The organism is Mesorhizobium sp. M8A.F.Ca.ET.161.01.1.1, from assembly GCF_004792105.1.
Lineage (GTDB): Bacteria > Pseudomonadota > Alphaproteobacteria > Rhizobiales > Rhizobiaceae > Mesorhizobium.
Map to the genome: position 1 here is coordinate 287,135 of NZ_SRTD01000006.1, position 19,656 is coordinate 306,790.

Genomic DNA, 19,656 nt, shown 5'->3' on the forward strand with positions numbered 1-19,656 from the left:
TGATTAACGAAACCTTATCATCGTGGTGCTACCAGAACGCGACTCAAGACGCGGCTGGATACGGATGATCCCTTTGCCATCGGACGGTTCGGTATCGATCGCGGGACGGTCTCCCCGGCTCGACGCGGAGGCCGTCGAAGCGATCGTCACCTTGCCGACTTTCAAGCGGCCCGAACAGCTGCTGGAGACGCTGGCGTCGCTGCGCCAGCAGCAAACCGGCAGGCGCTTTGCGGTCATCGTCATGGAGAACGAGGCCGAGGCGCGTGACGGTGCCAAGGCCGCGCTGCCGCTGTTCGAGCGCGGCGAGATACCGGGCATGGTCGTCATCGCGCATGAGCGCGGCAATTGCAGCGCCTACAATGCCGGCTGGCAGACGGCGATCCTGCATTTCCCGAACTTCAGGCATCTGCTGGTCATCGACGATGACGAGATTGCCGATCCGCAATGGCTGGAGCGGATGTGCCGGGTGGCCGAAACGCTCGGCGCCGATATCGTTGGCGGCCCGCAGGTGCCCGTCTTTGCCGATCCCGCCCACGCGACATGGGCCGAGCATCCTGTCTTCGCGCCTCCCTACCGGGAGACGGGACGGGTGCCCGCACTCTATTCGTCCGGCAATCTTCTGATCGGGCGTAACGTGCTGACAGCGATGGGGCCGCCCTTCCTAGACCTGAAGTTCAATTTCATGGGCGGCGGCGACGCCGACTTTCTCAGCCGGTCGGCGCAAAGGGGCTTCGTGCTAGGCTGGTGCGCCGAAGCCAAGGTGCGGGAGACCGTTCCGGCCCGGCGCGTCGAGACCAACTGGATCCGTGCCCGCAGCCTGCGCAACGGTGTCATCTCGACGCTGGTGGAAAAGAAGAAGCGCGCCGGCACGCCCTTCGCCGGTGCCAAGGTGTTCGCCAAGAGCCTGGCGCTCCTTGCCGCCTCGCCGCTTCGCGGCATGATGCGGCTGGCGCGCACGGGATCGCCGGCGATCGCCATCTATCCCGTCCATGTGGCGCTCGGCCGCGTGCTGGCCGAATTCGGATATGCCAATGAGCAATACCGCCAGCCTGAGAAAAACTGAGCGCGCCCCGCTCAGCGCCGCGTTCACGCGCGACGGCGTCGCGACCGCGATCGCGGCGCTGCTGTTCACCGTCATCATGGTGTCCTTCCGCCCGTTCCAGCCGGCCGGCGCCGAACTCACCGGCGAAGGTGGCGACATCGTCAATCAGCTCGGCTTCGGTTCGCTCGGCGCGGTTTCGATCTTCGCGCTGATGGCCTTCGCCGATCCGCGCGTCGTGCGCTCGCTGCTCAGCCCGTCCTGGATCCTGATGCTGGGTTTCTTCTTCCTATCGGTGGTGCTGGCAACGGATCCGCCCTCGGCCATGCGCGCGGCGTCCTTCACCATGATCGGCATCCTGACGATGGCAACGATCCTGGCGCTGCCTCGTGACGCCGAGGCTTTCGCCAGGGTCATCATCTTCACCGCCGTCGTGGTGATGGGCCTATCCTATCTCGGCCTCATCGCCTTTCCGCACGAGGCGATGCACACGGCCGACTCGCAGGAGCCCGAACATGCCGGCCTGTGGCGCGGCGTGTTCACCCACAAGAACATCGCCGGACCGATCATGGCCTGCTTCAGTTTCGCCGGCCTTTATCTCTATCGGCGCGGTCAGCGCTGGTGGGGCGCTGGTATCTTCTGCGCGGCGATGATCTTCATGCTGCACACTGGCTCCAAGACCACAGCCGGGCTTGTGCCGTTCTCGATCCTGATCGTCATGTTTCCGAGCCTGATGGGCATGCGGCTCGGCACGCCGATCCTGTTTGCGCTGGCGATCATCGCCACGGCGGTCGGCACGCTGGGCATCGTCTTCCTGCCGCCGATCAAACATCTGGCGGCGATCTATTTTCCCGACATGACCTACACCGGCCGCACCACATTGTGGGAGTTCGCCGGCTCGATGCTGGCGAAGAAGCCGTGGACCGGCTACGGCTATGAGAGCTTCTGGGGCACGCCGCTGCTGTTCAACCAGGACCAGCCCTTCGATCGCCCCTGGGACATCAGAACCATCGTGCACGGACATGACGGCTATCTCGACATTGCCGTGCTGATGGGCATCCCTGCCCTTTGCGTGGCGGTCTACACTTTCCTCATCGCACCGCTGCGCGACTACATGCGCATTCCGCAGCGCAAGGAAAACATCTTTCTCGGCGACTTCTTCATGATGGTGGTGCTGTTCACCGCGCTCAACGCCTTCCTCGAAAGCTTCTTCTTCCATCGCGGCGATCCGGTCTGGCTGTTCTTCGTGCTCGGCGTGCTGGGTCTCAGGCAAGTGTCGCTGCGGCCGATCGCGATGCGCACGCCCGTCCACCGGTCCTGAGAGGGCTTCCCCACCGATCCGCGAGCGTCTATGTCATGGCCTTTCCTCGGAGGGCTCTCGATGACGATCAGGCTTGTTCTCGCCGGCTGCGGCAATATGGGTTACGCCATGCTCTCGGGCTGGCTGAAGTCCGGCAAGCTCGCACCCTCAGCGGTTTTCGTGGTCGAGCCCAACGCGGACCTGCGCAATCGCGCCGCCGCACTCGGCTGCGGCACCGCGGCGGAAGCCGAAGCCATTCCGACGGATGCCGTACCTGAACTCGTCATCATCGCGGTGAAGCCGCAGGTGATCCGTGACGTCACCGCCGCCTACAAGCGCTTCGGCGACGGCCGCACCACTTTCGTCAGCATTGCCGCCGGAACGCCGTCGGCCACCTTCGAGCAAATCCTCGGCAACCGCGCGCCGATCGTGCGCTGCATGCCCAACACGCCGGCTGCCATCGGCAAGGGCATGATGGTGGTGTTTTCCAATCCCCTGGTTTCCGACGACGCCAGGCGTTTCGTCGCCGACCTGCTTTCGGCCAGCGGCGAAGTGGCCACCATCGACGACGAGAGCCTGATGGATGCGGTGACCGCCGTGTCCGGATCGGGTCCGGCCTACATCTTCCATTTCATAGAAGCGCTGACCGTGGCCGCCGAGAAGGCCGGCTTGCCGGCGGCGACCGCCAGGCTGCTTGCCATGCAGACCGTCTACGGCGCCGCGTCGCTCGCCGCGGAAAGCAGTGAGGACCCGGGTGTGCTGCGCCAGCAGGTGACCAGCCCCAACGGCACGACGGCGGCCGCGCTTGGCGTGCTGATGGGCGAGGACCGGCTGACCAAGCTGCTCACCGACGCGGTGGAAGCGGCGCGGCTAAGGTCGATCGAACTGGGGAAATAAGCGGGGACAGCTCGGGGTGTGTCAGGAATATCCCCACATGTCGCTGATCTATTCCTTATCCATAGTTCGGCCACCCGCTCCTGCCTTGGCTCTAAGATCGTGAGCTATGATGGCAAGCCTTTTGGCGAGCGAGAGTTGCTTTCGCTGCAGTTCGGATTCAAGCGCTTTGAAGACCGCCTTGGCCATCGACGTATTGCGCAAGTCTGCAAGCCGTCTCGCCAATTCGCGTGCGCGCGGATTTCTGATGTAGAGTTTCATCTGGGTCCTCGACGCTATGATTTTGACAGAATAGAAGCCTGAGCGGTAGTTCCTAACGTCGTCATCCTAGGGCGAAGCAGGAGCGAAGCTCCGTCGCGGAGACCCTAGGATCCATGCCGGGAGCTCAATGGAAGGGCGCAGCGGAGCAAAATTCTGCCACCGCTGCAACGCCTCTAAATCACGGCATGGATCCTGGGGTCTGCGCCGCGTCGCTACGCTCCTTGCTTCGCCCCAGGATGACGAAGTTGCGGTTACCGCTTTCCCGGCAATGCGAGGCTAGCTTCCGTAGAGCATTTCATCCTGCAGATGGCGCAGCGCAAACAGCCTGGTCGTCTGGTCGGGCGCGGCATTGTCGGCCGTCAGCAGATCACCTTTCCTGACTGGTTTCAGCACCTTGCCGCCCTCGAGCAGGCCGACCGGGACGGCGCGCTGAGCGCGGGCTTCGCGAACGGTCATCGTCCAGGAGCGATAGCAAGTTTCGCCGATCGCATCGAAGGTCTCGCCGACGGCGAGATCGCGCTTGGCAACGGCGCAGACCTCGGCAACCGGCCGCGGCAGCGGCACCATGTCCGGTTTGCCGAACAGCACGATGCGGGCGGCGGTGAGCGGCACTTCGAGCGACGTCAAATGGTAAGGCCGGAACAGGCTGTAATAAGGGCCGTGGCCGATATGCAGGTCGTCCATGCGTTCGATGATGCGCGGATGCGTCGCCTCGACGATGACGAAGACGCCGGGCGCCACACCCTTGCCGATGGTGTAGTCGACGACGCCCTTCTTCAGCAGGAGGCCACCGTCCTCGCGCGGGATCAGCACCTTGACGAGGTCGTCGCGGTCGGCCTTGGGACCATGCATGCCGGGCACGTCGGGCACCAGCCCGGTGGCGTTGGCGATGGCGCACATCTCGACCATGGTCTTGGAGCCGTCGATGAACTCGACCAGCATGCGCGGGTTCATGTTGCGGCGGATCGCTTCCTCGCGATAGTCGTCGGGCACCGCATCATGGTTGAGCGGGTTGTTCTTGCCCTTGCCGGCCGAGACGATGGTCAGGCCGAGGGCGGAGGCGAATTCGATCAGTTCCATGCAACTCGACGGCTCATCGCCGGCGCCGACCGAATAGACGACGCCAAGCCGGTCGGCCTGCTGTTTGAGATAGCAGCCGATGGTGACGTCGGCTTCGACATTCATCATCACCAGATGCTTGCCATGCTCCATCGCCATCAGGTCGAAATCGGCGGCAACGCCGGGCTTTCCCGTGGCGTCGATAACGACGTCGATCAATGGATTGGTGACCAGCATCTCGTTCGAGGTGATGGCTATTTTTCCCGCCTCGATCGCAGCAGTGACTTTCGAAGCGGCATCGGCTTCGACCGCCATCGCCTCGTCACCATAGGCGATGCGGATGGCATCGCGCGCGGTGTGCGGGCGCCGGGTCGAAACGGCGCAAACCGCAATGCCCGGCATCAGCATGCCTTGCGTGACGAGGTCGGTGCCCATTTCGCCGGAGCCGATGACGCCGATGCGCACGGGGCGGCCCTCGGCGGCGCGTCTGGCGAGATCGCTGGCAAGTCCCGTCAAGGCGACATTGGTCATGCAGGGATGTCCACAGCTTCTTGATTCGAGGCCGGATTAGCAGGGACGGGCCCGCTGTGCCAATGAAACCGCTCGCGGCCGGCGATTTCCAATGGAATCGCCGGGAAACGGCGCATTCGCCGCGAATTATTGGCCCAAAGGGTTGCCAATTGACATTGTCGTGAACAGCCACAATAAAACATTCGTTTGCTAACAAAGGCAAATGTTCACTCCGAAACACCGCTCGGACGAGCATTTCGCCTCTCGTTAGATTTGGGGAGGCCTTTGCGCCAAGGCGCGGCAAAGGCGTGGACGAGACAACGGAGCACCTTCGGGCAGAGCCCGTGGCTCCAGGGGAGGAAGAATGGATACTCTACTCGCTGGCCTCAAGGGGGCCATCGACACGCTCGGCGCGACAATCCTGCTGCCGATCGTCATTTTCATCATTGCCGTGGTTTTGGGCGCCAAGGTCAGCAAGGCCTTTCGCGCCGCCGTCACCATCGGCGTCGCCTTCATCGGCATCAACCTTGTGCTTGGCCTGATGTTCACGTCGATCGGCGACGTGGCCAAGGCCATCGTCACCAACACCGGCATCCATCGCGACATCATCGATGTCGGCTGGCCCTCGGCGGCCGCGATCGCCTTCGGCTCATCTGTCGGACTTTGGGTCATCCCGGTCGGCATCCTGGTCAACATCGTGCTGTTGCTGACGCGCATGACGCGCACGCTCAATGTCGACGTCTGGAATTTCTGGCACTTTGCCTTCGTCGGCTCGCTTGTCGTCGCCGCCACCGACAATCTGGCCTACGGCATTGCGATCGCGGCGCTCGTCGCGGCGCTTTCGCTGCTTTTCGCCGACTGGTCGGCGCGCGCGGTGCAGCAGTTCTACGGCGTTCCCGGCATTTCGGTGCCGCATCTCGCCTCGGCGCAGATCCTGCCGATCGCCATCATCCTGAACTGGATCATGGATCGCATTCCCGGCATCAACCGCATCAACATCAACACCGAAACCATCGAGCGCCGCTTCGGCGTGTTCGGTGAACCGGTCGTGCTCGGCCTCATCATCGGGCTCGTGCTCGGCGCCATCGCCTTCTACAATGCGGGCGATCTCAGTGTGGTCCTGGCCAAGGTGCTGGGCACCGGCATGACGCTGGCCGCGGTGATGCTGCTTCTGCCGCGCATGGTGAAGATCCTGATGGAAGGCCTGCTTCCGGTTTCCGACGCGGCGCAGGAATTCGTGCGCAAGCGTACCGGCGACCGTGAGCTTCTGGTCGGCCTCGATTCTGCGATCCTGATCGGCCATCCCGCCGCGATCTCGTCGTCGCTGATCCTGGTGCCGATCGCGATCATCCTGTCGGTGATCCTGCCGGGCAACCGCGTCATCCTGTTCGCCGACCTGGCGGTCATCCCGTTCATCGTCGCCATGACCGCGCCGCTGGTCAAAGGCAATGTGTTCCGCATGGTGGTGATCGGCACGGTGACCTTGGCGATCGGCTTCTATGTCGCCAACGCGCTGGCGCCGCTGTTCACCAGTGCGGCCGTCGCATCGGGTTTCAAGCTGCCGGCGGATGCGCTGCAGATCACCTCGGTGGTCGACGGCTTCCTGTGGGTGCCCTACGTGATCATCGAGGCGATCCAGGGGCTTGGCCTTATCGGCATCATCATCATCGCGGTGGTCATCGCAGCGCTGTTCGTGCTCTACCGGCGCAATACGCTCGGCTGGGAGCGGGCGGCAGGCGCCGAGGACGAGCCGGCCGAACACACCGCCTGAGCCTTGGCGGCTTCAATCTGAAACGATCGTGCGCCCTCCCCGGGCGCACGATTCATCGACGGAGCAAGACATGTCCGACGGCCTCATGCAGCTTCTGGATCCCGAGGCGATCGTGCTCGGATCCGATGCCTCGACCAATGAGGAGATCATCCGCATCCTCGCCGGGCGGCTCGAGGCGCTTGGCTATGTCAAAAGCTCCTATGCCGACGCGGTCGTGCGCCGCGAAATGACCATCCCGACAGGGCTGCCGCTGGAACGCGCCGACAATGTCGCGGTGCCGCACACCGATCCCGAGCATGTGCTGAAGCCCGGCATCGCAATGGGCACGCTCAAGCAGCCGGTGACCTTCGCCAACATGGAAGACCCCGACGAGAAGCTGCCGGTCGGCTTCGTCTTCCTGCTTGCCATCAATGACAGGGACAAGCAGATTGAAGCGCTGCAATCCGTCATGGAGACCATCCAGAATCCAGATGCATTGGACGCCTTGAGGTCGGCCAGGAACCTCGACGACGTGCGTGCCGTGCTCGGCTGATAACCAAGGAGGAGCAGCAAATGTCCAAACAGAAAACCATTCTCTTTGCCTGCGGTACCGGGATCGCCACCTCGACGGCGGTCAACGTCGCCGTGACCGAGGCGATGAAGAAGCGCGGTCTTACCTTCAACGCGCAGCAGGCCAAGGCGACCGAAGTGCCGGGGCTGGCCGACAGCGTCGACTTCATCGTCGCCACCACGCCGATCTCGGCTTCGGTGACCAAGCCGGTGATCAAGGGCCTCGCCTTCCTCACCGGCATCGGCAAGGACAAGGTGCTCGACGAGATCGAGGCGCAACTGCGCAAATAGGGCGCGGACAACGCGGCCTTCGATGGCCTGGCTTCAAACCACCCTGACGTAGCTCGTCATGCCTGATTTCTGGTGCTCGATGATGTGGCAGTGCAGCAGCCAGTCGCCGGGATTGTCGGCGACGAAACCAAGGCTCACCTTCTCATTGGGCTGGATGAGGTAGGTGTCGGAAATCAGCGGCTGAACCGCGCGCGTCGACGACGACAGCACCTTGAAGCTCATGCCGTGCAGATGCATCGGATGCGATTGCGGCGTCAGGTTCTCCATGTCGATGATGTAACTCTTGCCGAGCTTCAATTCGGCCAAAGGCGCGGTTGGATCGGATGTATCGCCCGGCCACGGCACTTTGTTGATCGCCCAGAAACTGTAGCCGAGCGAGCCGCATATGCCGTCGCTCGGGACGTTCTCCGCCGTGGCGCTGAGCGTCAGCGAAATATGCCGGGCAGCGGTGAGATCGACCTCGGCCACCGGATTGGCCTCCAGCGGCGCGAGATCGCGGCTGTCGCGTTTGAGGGAGGTTCCAACCGCGCGCAGCGTCGCCAGGGATTTCGGCTTGGTGCCCCTGACGTCCCGCAAGGTCACGAGCGCGCCCTCGTCGTCGGGCATGCGGACTGCGAGTTCCAGACGCTGACCGGGTCCGATCAGCAGGGCATCGGGTGCAAAACGCCGCGGCACCGGGTTGCCGTCCAGCGCGATGACATCAGCGTCGGCACCGTCGACGCGAAAGGCGTAGATTCGGGTGACATCGGTGATTGCAACGCGCAGCCGCACCAACCCGCCGGCCGGCGCGTCATATTGCGGCTGGTCGAGCCAGTTGGCGGTGCGCACCGTGCCGTAGGTGCCGGTTCTCGCCGCATCGCGCGGCCGGAACTGGTCGATGAACTGGCCGTCGTCGCCAAGGCGCCAATCGCGCAGATTGAGGACAAATTCGGCGTCGAATTTCGGATCGTTCGGGTTTTCGACCACGATCACGCCAGTCAGGCCGCGCCCCATCTGCTCCAGCGTGTTGCAATGCGGATGGTACCAGAAGGTGCCGGCGTCGGGCGGCGTGAAGGCATAGTCGAAATGATCGCCGGTGTAGACATAGGGCTGCACCAGGAAGGGCACGCCATCCATCTTGTTCGGCAGGCGAATGCCGTGCCAGTGGATGGTCGTCGGATCGTCGATGGCGTTTATCAGACGCGCGGCGAAGGGCTCGCCCTTCTTCATCCTCAGCACCGGCGGCATTCCGGCGTTGCCATAGGTCAGTACATCCCTGGTCGGGCCGACATCCATAAGCTTCGCCTGGATTTTTGCCGTCCGCAGCACCACCGGCTCGGGCGTGGCCGCGGCCGAGCCGCCAATCCTGCCGATCGCGGCAAGCCCGACACCGCTCGCGCCAGCGATGGCGGCGGTTTTCAAAAGCCTGCGGCGTGTGATTAGGGTCATTCAGCGCTCCAACTGCAGGGTGACCCGCATCCAGTGCGCCTTGGATCACAGGCGAGCCACCGGCGCAAACGTCGACACATTGCACATTGGCGATTGCTTGCGCCATCACTTCGAAACCGAAGTCGGTTTCGTGCCCTCTGACACCAGGGCCGAGTCATTGCCTCCCCAGGATCCCGACGACTTATGCCTGATCGACGCTCGCCAGGAAACGAGCGAAGACAGGGTTGAAGCGGTCGGGCGAATCCCAGAACGGCGCATGGCCCGATTTGTCGAGCAAATGCGCCTTGCCTTCCCACAGGTTGGAAAACTTGACCGCCGCGACGAAATCGGTGTTGACGAAAGGCTCGTCGATGCCGTTCAGAACGGCGATCGGCGGTGTCTTGCCGGCGACGATCTCGCGCTGGTTGCGGCCGGTGCCGGCGGCGAATTTCTCGAACATCAGGCGTCGCGCCCGCCCGTCGGTGCGCGCGACCGTGTCGATGAGGAACGGTTCGAACGGTTCGCCGCAGGTGCTGCGCGCATAAGCCTCGACGTCGGCGGCGGTGAAGACCTCCTGTCCGGCAAGGTGCATATGCGGGCTCGGTTTGAAGCCGTTGCCGACTTCCTCGGGCGACACCGGCGGGGTGCCCGTTATCATCAGGCCGAGCAGGCCAGGATACCGGTCGATCATCTCCAGCCCGATATGGCCGCCGAGCGACCAGCCGAAGACGATGGCCTTGCCGACACCGAGCAGGCCGAGCACTTCGGTCATCGCGTCGGCGTAGCCCTCCATGCTGTAGGAGCGGTCCGGATCGATGGCATCGCCGGACGCGCCGTGCCCCGGCAGATCGGGAGCGATGAGGTGGTAGCGCTCGCCGAGCGGGCTCTCGAGCTGGTTGCGGAAGACCGCGCCGGAAGACGAATTGCCGTGGATCAGCAGCACGGCGGTGCCTTTGCCGTCGGTCTCGCGAACGGCGATCCTGCCGTGGCTGGTTTCAAGGGTGTTCTGCGAGATCGTCATCTTTGGCTCCGTCTGGAATTGCCCTGTTTCGAGGCAGTTGCACAACAAAGCGCCGCCACCTTCCCCTAGCCCTGCCATAACATTCTCCCGGTCTCATGCCGTTGAAAAATCCTTTTCAAATAAGAACAATTATGCGTAGATTGTCAATTATCCAACTCCCGATGAACGGGAGGAAAACAGGGAACGGCACGATGAAATCCAAATCCGCAGGCAACAGAATCCGCCATATGCTGATGAGCACAGCGCTGATCGCAGCGTTTGCCACGGCGAGCGCACCGGCCTTCGCCGATGTCGTCAAGATCGGCCTGCTGGCGCCGATCACCGGCCCTGCCGCGGCGGACGGCCAGGAATTCCAACGCGGCGTGCAGATGGCGATCGATGAGGCGAACGCCGCCGGCGGCGTTGTCGGCAACACGTTCGAACTGGTGGTCGGCGACGTCAAGGATCAGTCCGCCGGCAACGTCACCAGCGCGGTCGAACGCCTACTTGGCGATCCCGGCGTGCAATTCATGCTCACCGGCTACGCCAGCCTGACGAATTTCGAGATCGACAACATGGCAGAGGCCGAGATGCCCTACATGCTGGCGGCCACCTCTCAGCAGACCAGGGACATCATCGCGCCGAGCCCCGACAAATACATGTGCTGCTGGTCCCTGACGCCATCCTTCGACGCCTACAATACCGACGTCACCCTGTTCGTCGAGAAGCTCGCGGCCGACGGCAAGATCACCTTGCCGACCAAGAAGGTCGCCATCATCTCCTCCGACAATGCCTATTCGAAGACCATCTCCGAAGGCATGAAGAAGACCTTCAAGGAGAAGGGCTGGACCATCACGGTCGACGAGATCGTGCCGTTCGGCGAAGTGACCGACTGGCGCCCGATCCTGGCCAAGGTGCGCGAGAACGTTCCCGACGTCGTCATCAACACCGACTATCTGCCGGGCAATTCGGCGTCCTTCCTGAACCAGTTCCTCGAGCAGCCGACCAAGAGCCTGGTCTTCCTGCAATATGCGCCGAGCGTTCCGGAGTTCGTCGAACTCACGGGCAAGAAGTCGAACGGTGTCATCTACAATCTTCTGGGCGGTGCCCTGACGACGCCGAAGAACCCGCGCGCCGACGAGGTAGCGGCCAAATTCAAGGCCAAATACGGCGTCGAAAGCGGCACCTATGGTGTCGGCCTCTATGAAATGACCAATGTCTATTTCGACGCGGTCAAGAAGGTCGGCGGCGCATCCAACCATGCGGCGATCATGAAGGCGCTGTCGGAGACCGACAAGCAAGTCGCTGAAGGCCGGCTGAAATTTGATCCCGCCACGCATCTCGCGACGCAGGGCGACGACTATATCCCGATCACCTTCTTCCAGATCTGGGACGGCCAACGCACGCTGATCTCGCCGGAAAAATACGCCACCGGCGCCTTCAAGCCGCAGCCCTGGATGCAGTGAGGCATGGCTCTGCTTGAACTGGACGACGTGTCGAAGGCCTTCGGTTCGCTGAAGGCCGTCGACGGCGTGTCGTTCAAGGTCGAGGCCGGCGAAATTTTTGGCATCGCCGGTCCGAACGGCAGCGGCAAGAGCACGCTGTTCAACATCATCACCGGCATCCCGTTCGGGCCGGACAGGGGCCACATCCGTTTTGACGGGACCGCGATCAACGGCAAGCCTGGACATGCCATCGCGCGCCTTGGCCTTGCCCGCACCTTTCAGCGCGAGACCAGCTTCGACGGGCTGACCGTATTCGAGAACGCGTTGATCGGCGCCAGCTACGGCCGGCAGGAGAAAGCGGCGGCCGCCGCCCGAGACGCGGCGGCCGAGGCATTGGAATTCGTTGGGCTGGGGCCCGCGTCCTTCGGGCGGCTGGCCGGCGAGCTTTCCGTCTTCGAACGCAAATGCCTGATGCTTGCCACCGCCATCGCCATGAAGCCCCGCATGCTTCTGCTCGACGAGCCGGCGTCGAGCCTGACCAAGCCCGAGATCGAGACGTCGATCGGGCTGATCCGCCGCACCGCCGAGCGCGGCATCACCATACTCCTGATCGAGCACGTGCTGACCTTCCTGATGAGCCTGTCGCGGCACCTTCTGGTGCTCAACAATGGTCGCGTGCTCGCCGCCGGTGAACCGGAGAGCGTGATTGCGGACCAGCGCGTCATCGAAGCCTATCTCGGAACCCGGAGGGCGGTGGCGTGAATCCCATCCTCACCGTCGAAGGCGTCACCGCCGGCTATGGCCGCGTCACCGTGCTGCACGACATTTCGATGGAGGCCGGCCGCTTCGGCAATGTCGGCCTGTTCGGCCCGAACGGCCATGGCAAGACGACGCTGCTGCGCGCCATCTCCGGTCTCCTGCGGCCGAAGAGCGGCCGCATCCTGTTCGACGGGCAAGACATATCAGGCCTCAGCGCCCGCGCCATCGTCGGCACCGGCCTGATCCACGTGCCGCAAGGCAACCGGCTGTTTCCCGACCTCTCCATCGCCGACTGCATGAAGCTGGGCGCCTATTCGCCGCGTGCCCGCCCACATGAGGCGGAGAACCGCGAGAAGGTGATCAGGCTGTTCCCGAAACTGGCGGAACGCTGGCGCCAGCGCGTGCGCACGCTGTCCGGCGGCGAGCGCCAGATGGCGTCGATCGGCACGGCGCTGATGAGCCATCCACGCCTGCTGATCCTCGACGAGCCGACGCTTGGGCTGGCGCCCAAGATCAAGGACGAGCTCTGCGCCTCCGTCATGGACATTTCGCGCGGCGGCGTGCCGCTCATCGTCGTCGAGCAGGACATCGAATTCCTGCTGGAGCTGACGCAGCAACTCTACCTCGTCAACCATGGCGCGGTGGCGACCGAGATCAAGCCGGGCGAAAGCCTCGACCACGGCGAGATCATGTCGATGTATTTCGGACACTAGGAACGTCGAATGAGCGCATTGGCGGAAATCCTGTTCGGCGGCCTGTTCCAGGGCTCGCTCTACGCCATGATGGCGGTCGGTCTGGCTTTGGTCTGGACGACGATCGGCGTGTTCAACTTCAGCCATGGCGTGTTCATGATGCTGGGCGCCTATATCGCCTGGCAGTTGGTCGAGCTCGGCCTGCCCGCGGCGGTGGCCTTTCCGATCGCTGTCGTCGTCATGGCCGGCGTCGGCTGGATCCTGCAGGCGAGCGTCGTGCGGCCGCTGATCGGCCGGCCCAACATCGTGCTGGTCGTCGTCATCACCACCCTTGCCGCCGGATCTCTGATCGAGAACGGAGCGCTCACCATCTGGGGGCCGCGTTCCAAGCAGATCCCGGCGCTGATCGACGGCAACGCCACCATCGGCGGCGTCGGCGTTTCGCTCCACCAGATCGCCATCATCGTCATCACGCCGCTGATCCTGGCGGCACTGTGGATGTTCCTCAACCGCACGCGGCTCGGATTGGCGTTGCGTGCGGTGGCGCAGAACGAGGATGCCAGCCATCTGGTCGGGCTGAACGTCACCGCGCTCTATGGGCTCGCCTTCGCCATCGCCGCATCGCTGGCGGGGCTCGCCGGCATCTTCATGGGCGGTTATCGTTTCATGTCGCCCGTCATGGGCAGCGACCCGCTGCTCAAGGCGCTGATCGTCGTCGTGTTCGGCGGCATATCGAGCATATCGGGACCGATTTTCGCCGCCTATCTGATCGGCTTCTTCGAGGCCGCGTGCAGCTATTATTTCGGCCTCTACTGGACGCCGGCGCTGCTGTTCGGCGTGCTGATCCTGACCCTGATGGTGCGCCCCGAGGGCATTTTCGCCAGCCGCTCACGAGGCCTCGCATGACCGACATGACCTCACCGATCACCCAGATCCGTACAGCGGCGGCAACCCCGATCGCACCCGGCCGCACGCCGTGGAAGCACGAAGCCGTCGGCTTCGTGCTCGGTTTCGTCGTGCTGGCGCTGCTGCCGCTCGTCTTTGGCGACACCTATGCCCGCCACATCCTGATCATGGCCTTCATCTACGCCATCGTGGCGTCGAACTGGGACCTCAGCCTCGGCTATGGCGGCGTCTTCAATTTCGGCCATCTGGCGCTGTTCGGCATTGGCGTCTACGCCTACAGCCTGCTCACCAAGCTGGCCGGGCTCGACCCGTGGATCGCGCTTCTTGCCAGCGGCATCATCGCCACGCTTGCCGCGATCGTGGTGACCATCCCGATCCTGCGCCTGAAGGGCATCTATATCATCCTGGTCACCTTCGGCTTCGCGCAATTGGTCATGCAGGTGATCCTCAGCCAGTCCGACATCACCGGTGGCACGCAAGGGATCGTGCGTATCCCCGGCCTCTACTGGTTCGACCACAACATGGTCCGCGACGCCAAATTCGCCTATTTCTACATCGCGCTGGCGCTGCTGGTGGCGAGCACGCTGTTTCTGCGCGTGTTCGTGCGCTCGCGCGCCGGCGCCAGCATCGTGGCGCTGCGCGACAATGAGGAATACGCCATCAGCCGCGGCGTCTCGATCGTTCGCCAGCGCATGCTGACGCTGGCGGCAAGCGCCTTCTTCACCGGCATTGCCGGCGCCTTCTACGCCGCCTACCAACGCAATGCCTCGATCGACGTGTTCGGCATGAGCCTGGCGACCATCATCCTGTCGATGGTGCTGCTGGGCGGCACCAGCACCATCTACGGTGCCGTCGTCGCCTCCTTCGTGCTGACGATCTTCGCCGAGTGGATGGCCGATTTCGGGGCATGGCGCCCGATCATCACCGCGGTGCTGATCATCGGCGTCATGCTGGCCTATCCCAGCGGACTGGCAGGCATGATCAGGTCGGCATGGGGTGCGGTCGCCGGGCGGATCAAACGCCCGGCCTGACTGCCTGGAACAATAGCTCCGCTCAGCGCACGCCGCACCAGTCGATCACCGAAGCGGCGATCACCTTGGCGGTCTCGACAACCGATTCCACCTCGACATATTCGTTGGCGCCATGGAAGCCGTCGCCCGACGGGCCGAAGATGACGCCGTCGACGCCGGCGCCGGCATAATGCGCGGCATCGCACACGGCGACGAAGCCGCTTGCCTTCGGCGTCTTGCCGATAGCGGCCTTGCGTTTCATCAGCGACGTCACCAGCGGATGGTCGACCGGGGTGTTCATGGGCGGGAAATGCAGCCCGCCGAGTTCCCACTGGATGACAGGCGGGTTGTCGCGCAGCCAGGCGTCGGCCTCGGCGAAATGATGGACGAACTCCTCGAAGTCGCGGCGGTATTCCGACGAGTTTTCGTCCGGCAGGAATTTCATGTCGAGGTCGAGCACCGCGACATCGGGAATGATGGCCGGATTGGTCATCACCGTCGGCAGGCCATGTTCGCCAAGGCCCGTTCCGCCATGCATGACACCGATGTTGATCGTGTTCATGCCGACCGGCAGCAGCGGATGGGACTTCGCCCGTGTCCGGTCCAACTCATATTGGCGGACGGCGGCGATGAACCGCGCCGCGATCTCGATCGCATTGACGCCCGGCTTCAGCCGGCCCTTGTCGTGCCTCTGCGGATAGATTTCGTTGTAGCGCAGCGCCGAATGCGCGTTGCGGCCACGGATCGTCACCCGCGCCCACTCAAGCCCGCCCTCGACCGGCAGGACATCGCCCCAGGTCGGCTCGGCGACCAGCACCGCCTTGGCGAGCTTGCCCTTCTTCACCGCATCCATGGCGCCGAAGCCGCCGGCCTCCTCGTCGACGACGGAGTGGATCGCCAGCCGCCCCTGCAGCGTGATGCCTGCCTTGCGGATCGCGTGCGCGGCGGCGACGCAAGCCGCGACGCCGCCCTTCATGTCGACCGCGCCCCGGCCATAGAGCCGGCCGTCAGTGATCTCACCGCCGAACGGATCGACCGACCAGTCCTTCATCTCGCCGACCGGCACGACATCGATGTGCCCGCACAGGATCAGGCTGCGGTCTTCGCTTCCAGCCCATTCGCCGACCAGATTTGGCCGGCCGGGCAAGGCGTCCCATTGTTCGGTCTTGAAGCCATCGTGCTTCAAGATCGGCTCCAAGAGCGCCTGGACGTCCGCCTCGCGATTGATCGCCGGATTGGCTTCGAATTTGGGATTGACCGAAGGGATGCGGACCATGTCGCGGACCAGGCCGATCAGCCAGTCGCGGTCGGCCTCGATTTCAGCCTGCGCGGCATCGATGATGGTCTGGATATCGGCCATGATTGTTCCTTCCTCGCATCGCCGCGCCGGGCGCTTCGACGCTATTTCCTCGGGGTTCTTGGTTTGGTGGTTTCGGTGTCGAAGGGCGACAGGCCGGCATCGAGGGTAACGGCATTGGCGCTGCGGATCTTCTCGATGTCCTCGATGCGCTTGCGTACCCCGGCGCCATGGCCTTCCAACGCATGGGCAAAAACGGTTTCCATCTGCGCGACGGCGGTCGCCAGCGTGTCGAAGGGCGAGTTGGCGTCGATCGCCGCGACCATGGTCAGGTCGGCCACGTCAGCGATCGGCGACAGCCACACATCGGTGAACAGCAGGACGGAGACGCCGCGTTCTTTCGCCTGCTGTGCAAAACTCACCACGTCCGACTGGTAGCGCCGGTAGTCGAACACGACGAGAAGGTCGCGCTTGCCAAGATCGATCAACAGGTCGAAATCGGCGGGGCTCAACGAACCGATGTCGCGCACGCCGGAGCGGAACTGGAGAAGGTAACCGGCAAGCATGGAGGCGATGTGGCGGCTGAAACGGCCGCCCAGCAGCACGACCTGGCCCTTGGTCTCGAGCAGCAGGTTGACGGCGCGCGTATAGGCCTGCAGGGGCACCGCCGTGCGCGTACGCTCCAGACTGTCGGAAACCGAATGGAAATAGGCCAGTGCCGTGCCTTCGCTGGAGCCGCCCGGGCGCTTGGCCTCCATCATCAGCAGCGGCGAATGCAGCCGGGATTCCACTTCCGTGAGCAACCGCGCCTGGAAATCGGCAAAGCCGACATAGCCGAGCTTGGTCATCAGCCGCGTCACGCTCGGGTCGCTGACGCCGGCGCGACGCGCCAGCCGGGTCGCTGTTCCCAACCCCGACATCGGATAATCGGCAAGCAGGACCTGAACGATCTTTTCTTCCGCCGACGTGAACGCCAAGGTGGCGTTGGCCAGTTCTTCGCGGATCGACATGGTCATCGCCTCTCGCCGGGGAAAGACGATTATCTTACAATTTCATGCCTGATTGTCAAATTTGGATAATATCTTACAGGCTTGCAGAGTCGACCTATCTGAAGCTGGCGATGGGCAGGAATTTCACCGCGGAGCCGGTGAAGCGGCGGTGATCGGACGTCTTTCCTCGTGGCTGGAATCCATCGAGATAAACCTGCTCCGGCGCCGTGCGGATGAAATTGGCGGCAATGACGGGCGCCGCCATCGAGCCGGCTCCTGCGCTGCCGCGACCGCTTTCACGCGGACGGCCAGTCAATGCCGCGGGTACAATGACGGCGGTGCCCTTGGGGTCGAGACGTGGCTGGACACGGTCAGCCTTGGGGCTTGTCCTGGCACGATCTTCGGGTTTCGACGCCGGGACCGCAATCGGCTGGCCAGCCAGCGGATCGAGATTGTCATCGGCGTGATGCGTGGCGAGCAAGGCGCCGATTGCATCGGCGGGTTTGGCCGCCTCCGGCTGTCGCGCAGGCCCCGTCCGGCCTTCGGGCCGCCATGTCGGGACAGGGATGTTGAGCGCCACCATGTCCGGACCGGCAATCGCGAGAGCGGCGCCAGCCTTGCCCGAGGCAGTTTCGGCGCCGGCCGCCGGTTCAGCCCGCGCCGGAGATGCGCTGGCTACGCCGAGCGGCACGGTTTGCGGGGTTGGAATGCTGGCAGCGAGCCCGGTGCGCGGTGCGAAAGCGGGTACCGGCACCGTGCCGGGCGCCATCGCCATGACGATCGCTTCGGGCGTCTTCGCGGGCGTTTCTTCCGGGGAAACCATCTGAATGTCCGCCCGCTGGGCTGCCTCCGGCGCCACGATAGCGATGCCCTGTCCGGCCATCTTCGGTTCATCGGCCGTCTTGGGGTCACCGGCCGTCTTGGGCTCAACCGGCTTCGCCGGCTTGCGTGGCGCAGGCGCCACTTCCGCGGCATCGTCGGCATCGTCCGTGCCGCGCCCACCTAACAGCGACGCCAGCAGGCCACGCGCCGGCCTGCGTTGGCCGCCGTCGGCGCTTGCCAGTTCGATGTTGGGCGTGCCGGCGGCCTTGCGCGATTTGTAGGCGGCAAACGCTTGATCGTAGCCGGGCAGCGGCTTGCCGTCGCTCGGCACATGCAGCGTATTGCCGTTGGGGAAGACCCTGGCCAGTTCCTGGCGGCTGATGCCCGGCCAATGCCGCACATTGCCGACGTCCATGTGGATGAAGGGCGAACCGGAAGTCGGGTAATAGCCGACGCCGCCGCCCTGCATCTTCAGGCCGATGTCGCGCAGCTTCTTCAGCGGCACATCCGGCAGGAAGAAATCCATGGCGCGGCCAACCATGTGCTGGCTTTCGCGGGCCACCCCTTTCGAACGGCCGCGCAGCATGGCGTTGGTCGCCGGCGAGCGATAGGCGCTGACCACATGGATATAGCTGGTCGAGCCGCTGGCGCGATAAGCCTGCCAGACCAGGTCGAGCAGACGCGGATCCATCCTGGTCGGCTCGTTGCGGCGCCAGTCGCGCAGCATGAAGTTGATCTTCTTCAGGCCCGCCTGATCGTAACGCCCGTCGCGCTTGAAGACGATCTCGGCCTTCTCGCCCGTATGGAGATGCTGAATTCGCAGGGCGCGCGTTTCGGCGAACGCATCGGTGATGCACATGCAAAAGAAAGCGGCCATGAAAGCCTGCAACCGGGTCCAGAAGCGGAAACCGCCGGGCGCGTTCTGTTGGCTTTCAATCACGTTCATGCCTTGCACATCGTTCCTGTTTCGGGCGATTTGACGTCCTCGCCGGAGGCGGAGCCTTCTTTTCAGCACCCTTCCCGGCGCTGCTGACCAGGCGGACAGGCCAGACTTGACCAGGCGGACAGGCCAGCCATTCCACAACACGTCATGTCGAAGAACAGCATCTTGGTTAACGAATCGTGTCATGCGGCGTTTCGACTGGAGGTTGCCGCCCCCCGCCTTTGGGGAAGCCACGTTGTCTTCCGGCTGAACGCGCCAACACAGGTCGGCCGACCGACAGGAAACCTTTCATGCAAGTTGGCCGTTGTAGCTGGAAGAGAGGAGAAGTTGAATGGCATCCGTCCGGTACATCGTTTCGAACGTCGACAAGGCGGTCGCGTTCTATCGAGACAATCTCGATTTCAAGATCGACAAGCACAATCCGGGCAAGTTCGCCGCGCTGTTGCGCGACGACTTGACGCTGTATCTCAGCGCCCCAGGTGCGGGGAGCGGTGGTCAGGCGGGCGGCGATCCAAAGCCGGGCGGGTGGAACCGATTTATGATCATTACGACCGAGATCGATGTCCTCATCGAGCGGTTGCGCCGCACTGACGCAAGATTCCGCGGCAAGATCAGCGACGGCGGCGCCGGCCGCGCCATCTTGCTCGAAGATCCCTCCGGCAACGTTATCGAGCTATTCGAGTTCAAGAAGGATCGAGCCTGATTTAAAGCT

Annotated in this window: 19 protein-coding genes; 12 read left to right on the forward strand and 7 right to left on the reverse strand. The window is 63.7% G+C overall.

All coding sequences use genetic code 11. The features are described 5' to 3' along the window. Window positions 1-64: 64 nt before the first annotated feature. From EN804_RS17850 to proC, 3 genes are read left to right on the forward strand one after another with little or no spacing between them, the layout of a single operon-like run. On the forward strand, window positions 65-1,063 hold the full coding sequence (locus EN804_RS17850) for a glycosyltransferase (protein ID WP_135920514.1): 999 nt from the start codon (window positions 65-67) through the stop codon (window positions 1,061-1,063). After that, window positions 1,032-2,360 (forward strand): O-antigen ligase, encoded by a 1,329-nt coding sequence (locus EN804_RS17855; protein WP_135881012.1) that lies wholly within the window; start codon window positions 1,032-1,034, stop codon window positions 2,358-2,360. The genes EN804_RS17850 and EN804_RS17855 overlap by 32 nt, the downstream gene beginning before the upstream one ends. Window positions 2,361-2,420: 60 nt before the next feature. Then, window positions 2,421-3,236: a pyrroline-5-carboxylate reductase gene (gene proC, locus EN804_RS17860; protein WP_127278913.1), complete on the forward strand. Its 816-nt coding sequence runs from the start codon at window positions 2,421-2,423 to the stop codon at window positions 3,234-3,236. 48 nt (window positions 3,237-3,284) lie between these two features. Here the strand turns inward: proC and EN804_RS17865 are convergent, their stop codons facing one another. Then, window positions 3,285-3,494: a type II toxin-antitoxin system VapB family antitoxin gene (locus EN804_RS17865; RefSeq protein WP_135916961.1), complete on the reverse strand. Its 210-nt coding sequence runs from the start codon at window positions 3,492-3,494 to the stop codon at window positions 3,285-3,287. Window positions 3,495-3,770: 276 nt separating this feature from the next. After that, entirely contained in the window at window positions 3,771-5,084 is a 1,314-nt protein-coding gene (locus tag EN804_RS17870; RefSeq protein WP_135920515.1) for an NAD(P)H-dependent oxidoreductase, read from the reverse strand. A 343-nt stretch (window positions 5,085-5,427) separates the two neighbouring features. On the opposite strand from EN804_RS17870, the gene EN804_RS17875 reads away from it, so the two are divergent. From EN804_RS17875 to EN804_RS17885, 3 genes are all read left to right on the forward strand, one after another. After that, window positions 5,428-6,834, forward strand: coding sequence for a PTS transporter subunit IIC (locus EN804_RS17875; RefSeq protein WP_127278916.1), 1,407 nt, complete (start codon window positions 5,428-5,430; stop codon window positions 6,832-6,834). 70 nt (window positions 6,835-6,904) lie between these two features. After that, window positions 6,905-7,366, forward strand: coding sequence for a PTS sugar transporter subunit IIA (locus EN804_RS17880; protein ID WP_135920517.1), 462 nt, complete (start codon window positions 6,905-6,907; stop codon window positions 7,364-7,366). Window positions 7,367-7,386: 20 nt separating this feature from the next. Next, window positions 7,387-7,674 carry a PTS sugar transporter subunit IIB gene (locus EN804_RS17885; protein WP_127278918.1) on the forward strand — a complete coding sequence of 96 codons (288 nt, stop codon included), beginning with the start codon at window positions 7,387-7,389 and terminating at the stop codon, window positions 7,672-7,674. Between the two features lie 33 nt (window positions 7,675-7,707). On the opposite strand, the gene EN804_RS17890 is transcribed toward EN804_RS17885, so the two are convergent. Both EN804_RS17890 and EN804_RS17895 read right to left on the reverse strand, forming a co-directional pair. After that, on the reverse strand, window positions 7,708-9,102 hold the full coding sequence (locus EN804_RS17890) for a multicopper oxidase family protein (RefSeq protein WP_135920520.1): 1,395 nt from the start codon (window positions 9,100-9,102) through the stop codon (window positions 7,708-7,710). Between the two features lie 181 nt (window positions 9,103-9,283). Beyond that, window positions 9,284-10,102: an alpha/beta hydrolase gene (locus tag EN804_RS17895; RefSeq protein ID WP_135881018.1), complete on the reverse strand. Its 819-nt coding sequence runs from the start codon at window positions 10,100-10,102 to the stop codon at window positions 9,284-9,286. Window positions 10,103-10,293: 191 nt separating this feature from the next. Here EN804_RS17895 and EN804_RS17900 point away from each other — a divergent pair, with 191 nt between their 5' ends. From EN804_RS17900 to EN804_RS17920, 5 genes are read left to right on the forward strand one after another with little or no spacing between them, the layout of a single operon-like run. Further along, a complete protein-coding gene (locus EN804_RS17900; RefSeq protein WP_135920522.1) occupies window positions 10,294-11,547 on the forward strand; it encodes an ABC transporter substrate-binding protein in 1,254 nt (417 codons plus the stop codon). Window positions 11,548-11,550: 3 nt separating this feature from the next. Then, complete coding sequence (locus tag EN804_RS17905) at window positions 11,551-12,288, forward strand: ABC transporter ATP-binding protein (RefSeq protein ID WP_135861928.1); 738 nt, start codon at window positions 11,551-11,553, stop codon at window positions 12,286-12,288. Next, window positions 12,285-12,998 carry an ABC transporter ATP-binding protein gene (locus EN804_RS17910; RefSeq protein WP_135920524.1) on the forward strand — a complete coding sequence of 238 codons (714 nt, stop codon included), beginning with the start codon at window positions 12,285-12,287 and terminating at the stop codon, window positions 12,996-12,998. Before EN804_RS17905 ends, EN804_RS17910 begins: the two co-directional genes overlap by 4 nt. Before the next feature lie 9 nt (window positions 12,999-13,007). Continuing rightward, the gene (locus tag EN804_RS17915) at window positions 13,008-13,883 is read left to right on the forward strand and encodes a branched-chain amino acid ABC transporter permease (RefSeq protein ID WP_027045159.1); all 876 of its coding nucleotides are present in this window, start codon (window positions 13,008-13,010) and stop codon (window positions 13,881-13,883) included. After that, a complete protein-coding gene (locus EN804_RS17920; protein ID WP_135920527.1) occupies window positions 13,880-14,914 on the forward strand; it encodes a branched-chain amino acid ABC transporter permease in 1,035 nt (344 codons plus the stop codon). The genes EN804_RS17915 and EN804_RS17920 overlap by 4 nt, the downstream gene beginning before the upstream one ends. Before the next feature lie 22 nt (window positions 14,915-14,936). Here EN804_RS17920 and EN804_RS17925 read toward each other — a convergent pair whose 3' ends face one another. The 3 genes from EN804_RS17925 to EN804_RS17935 form a co-directional block, all read right to left on the reverse strand. Continuing rightward, window positions 14,937-16,253, reverse strand: coding sequence for an ArgE/DapE family deacylase (locus tag EN804_RS17925; RefSeq protein WP_135920529.1), 1,317 nt, complete (start codon window positions 16,251-16,253; stop codon window positions 14,937-14,939). A gap of 41 nt (window positions 16,254-16,294) precedes the next feature. After that, window positions 16,295-17,200, reverse strand: coding sequence for a MurR/RpiR family transcriptional regulator (locus EN804_RS17930; protein WP_127870837.1), 906 nt, complete (start codon window positions 17,198-17,200; stop codon window positions 16,295-16,297). A 94-nt stretch (window positions 17,201-17,294) separates the two neighbouring features. Continuing rightward, on the reverse strand, window positions 17,295-18,947 hold the full coding sequence (locus EN804_RS17935) for a DUF882 domain-containing protein (protein WP_135920531.1): 1,653 nt from the start codon (window positions 18,945-18,947) through the stop codon (window positions 17,295-17,297). 328 nt (window positions 18,948-19,275) lie between these two features. On the opposite strand from EN804_RS17935, the gene EN804_RS17940 reads away from it, so the two are divergent. Further along, window positions 19,276-19,647 (forward strand): VOC family protein, encoded by a 372-nt coding sequence (locus EN804_RS17940; RefSeq protein ID WP_135881023.1) that lies wholly within the window; start codon window positions 19,276-19,278, stop codon window positions 19,645-19,647. Window positions 19,648-19,656 lie beyond the last annotated feature (9 nt).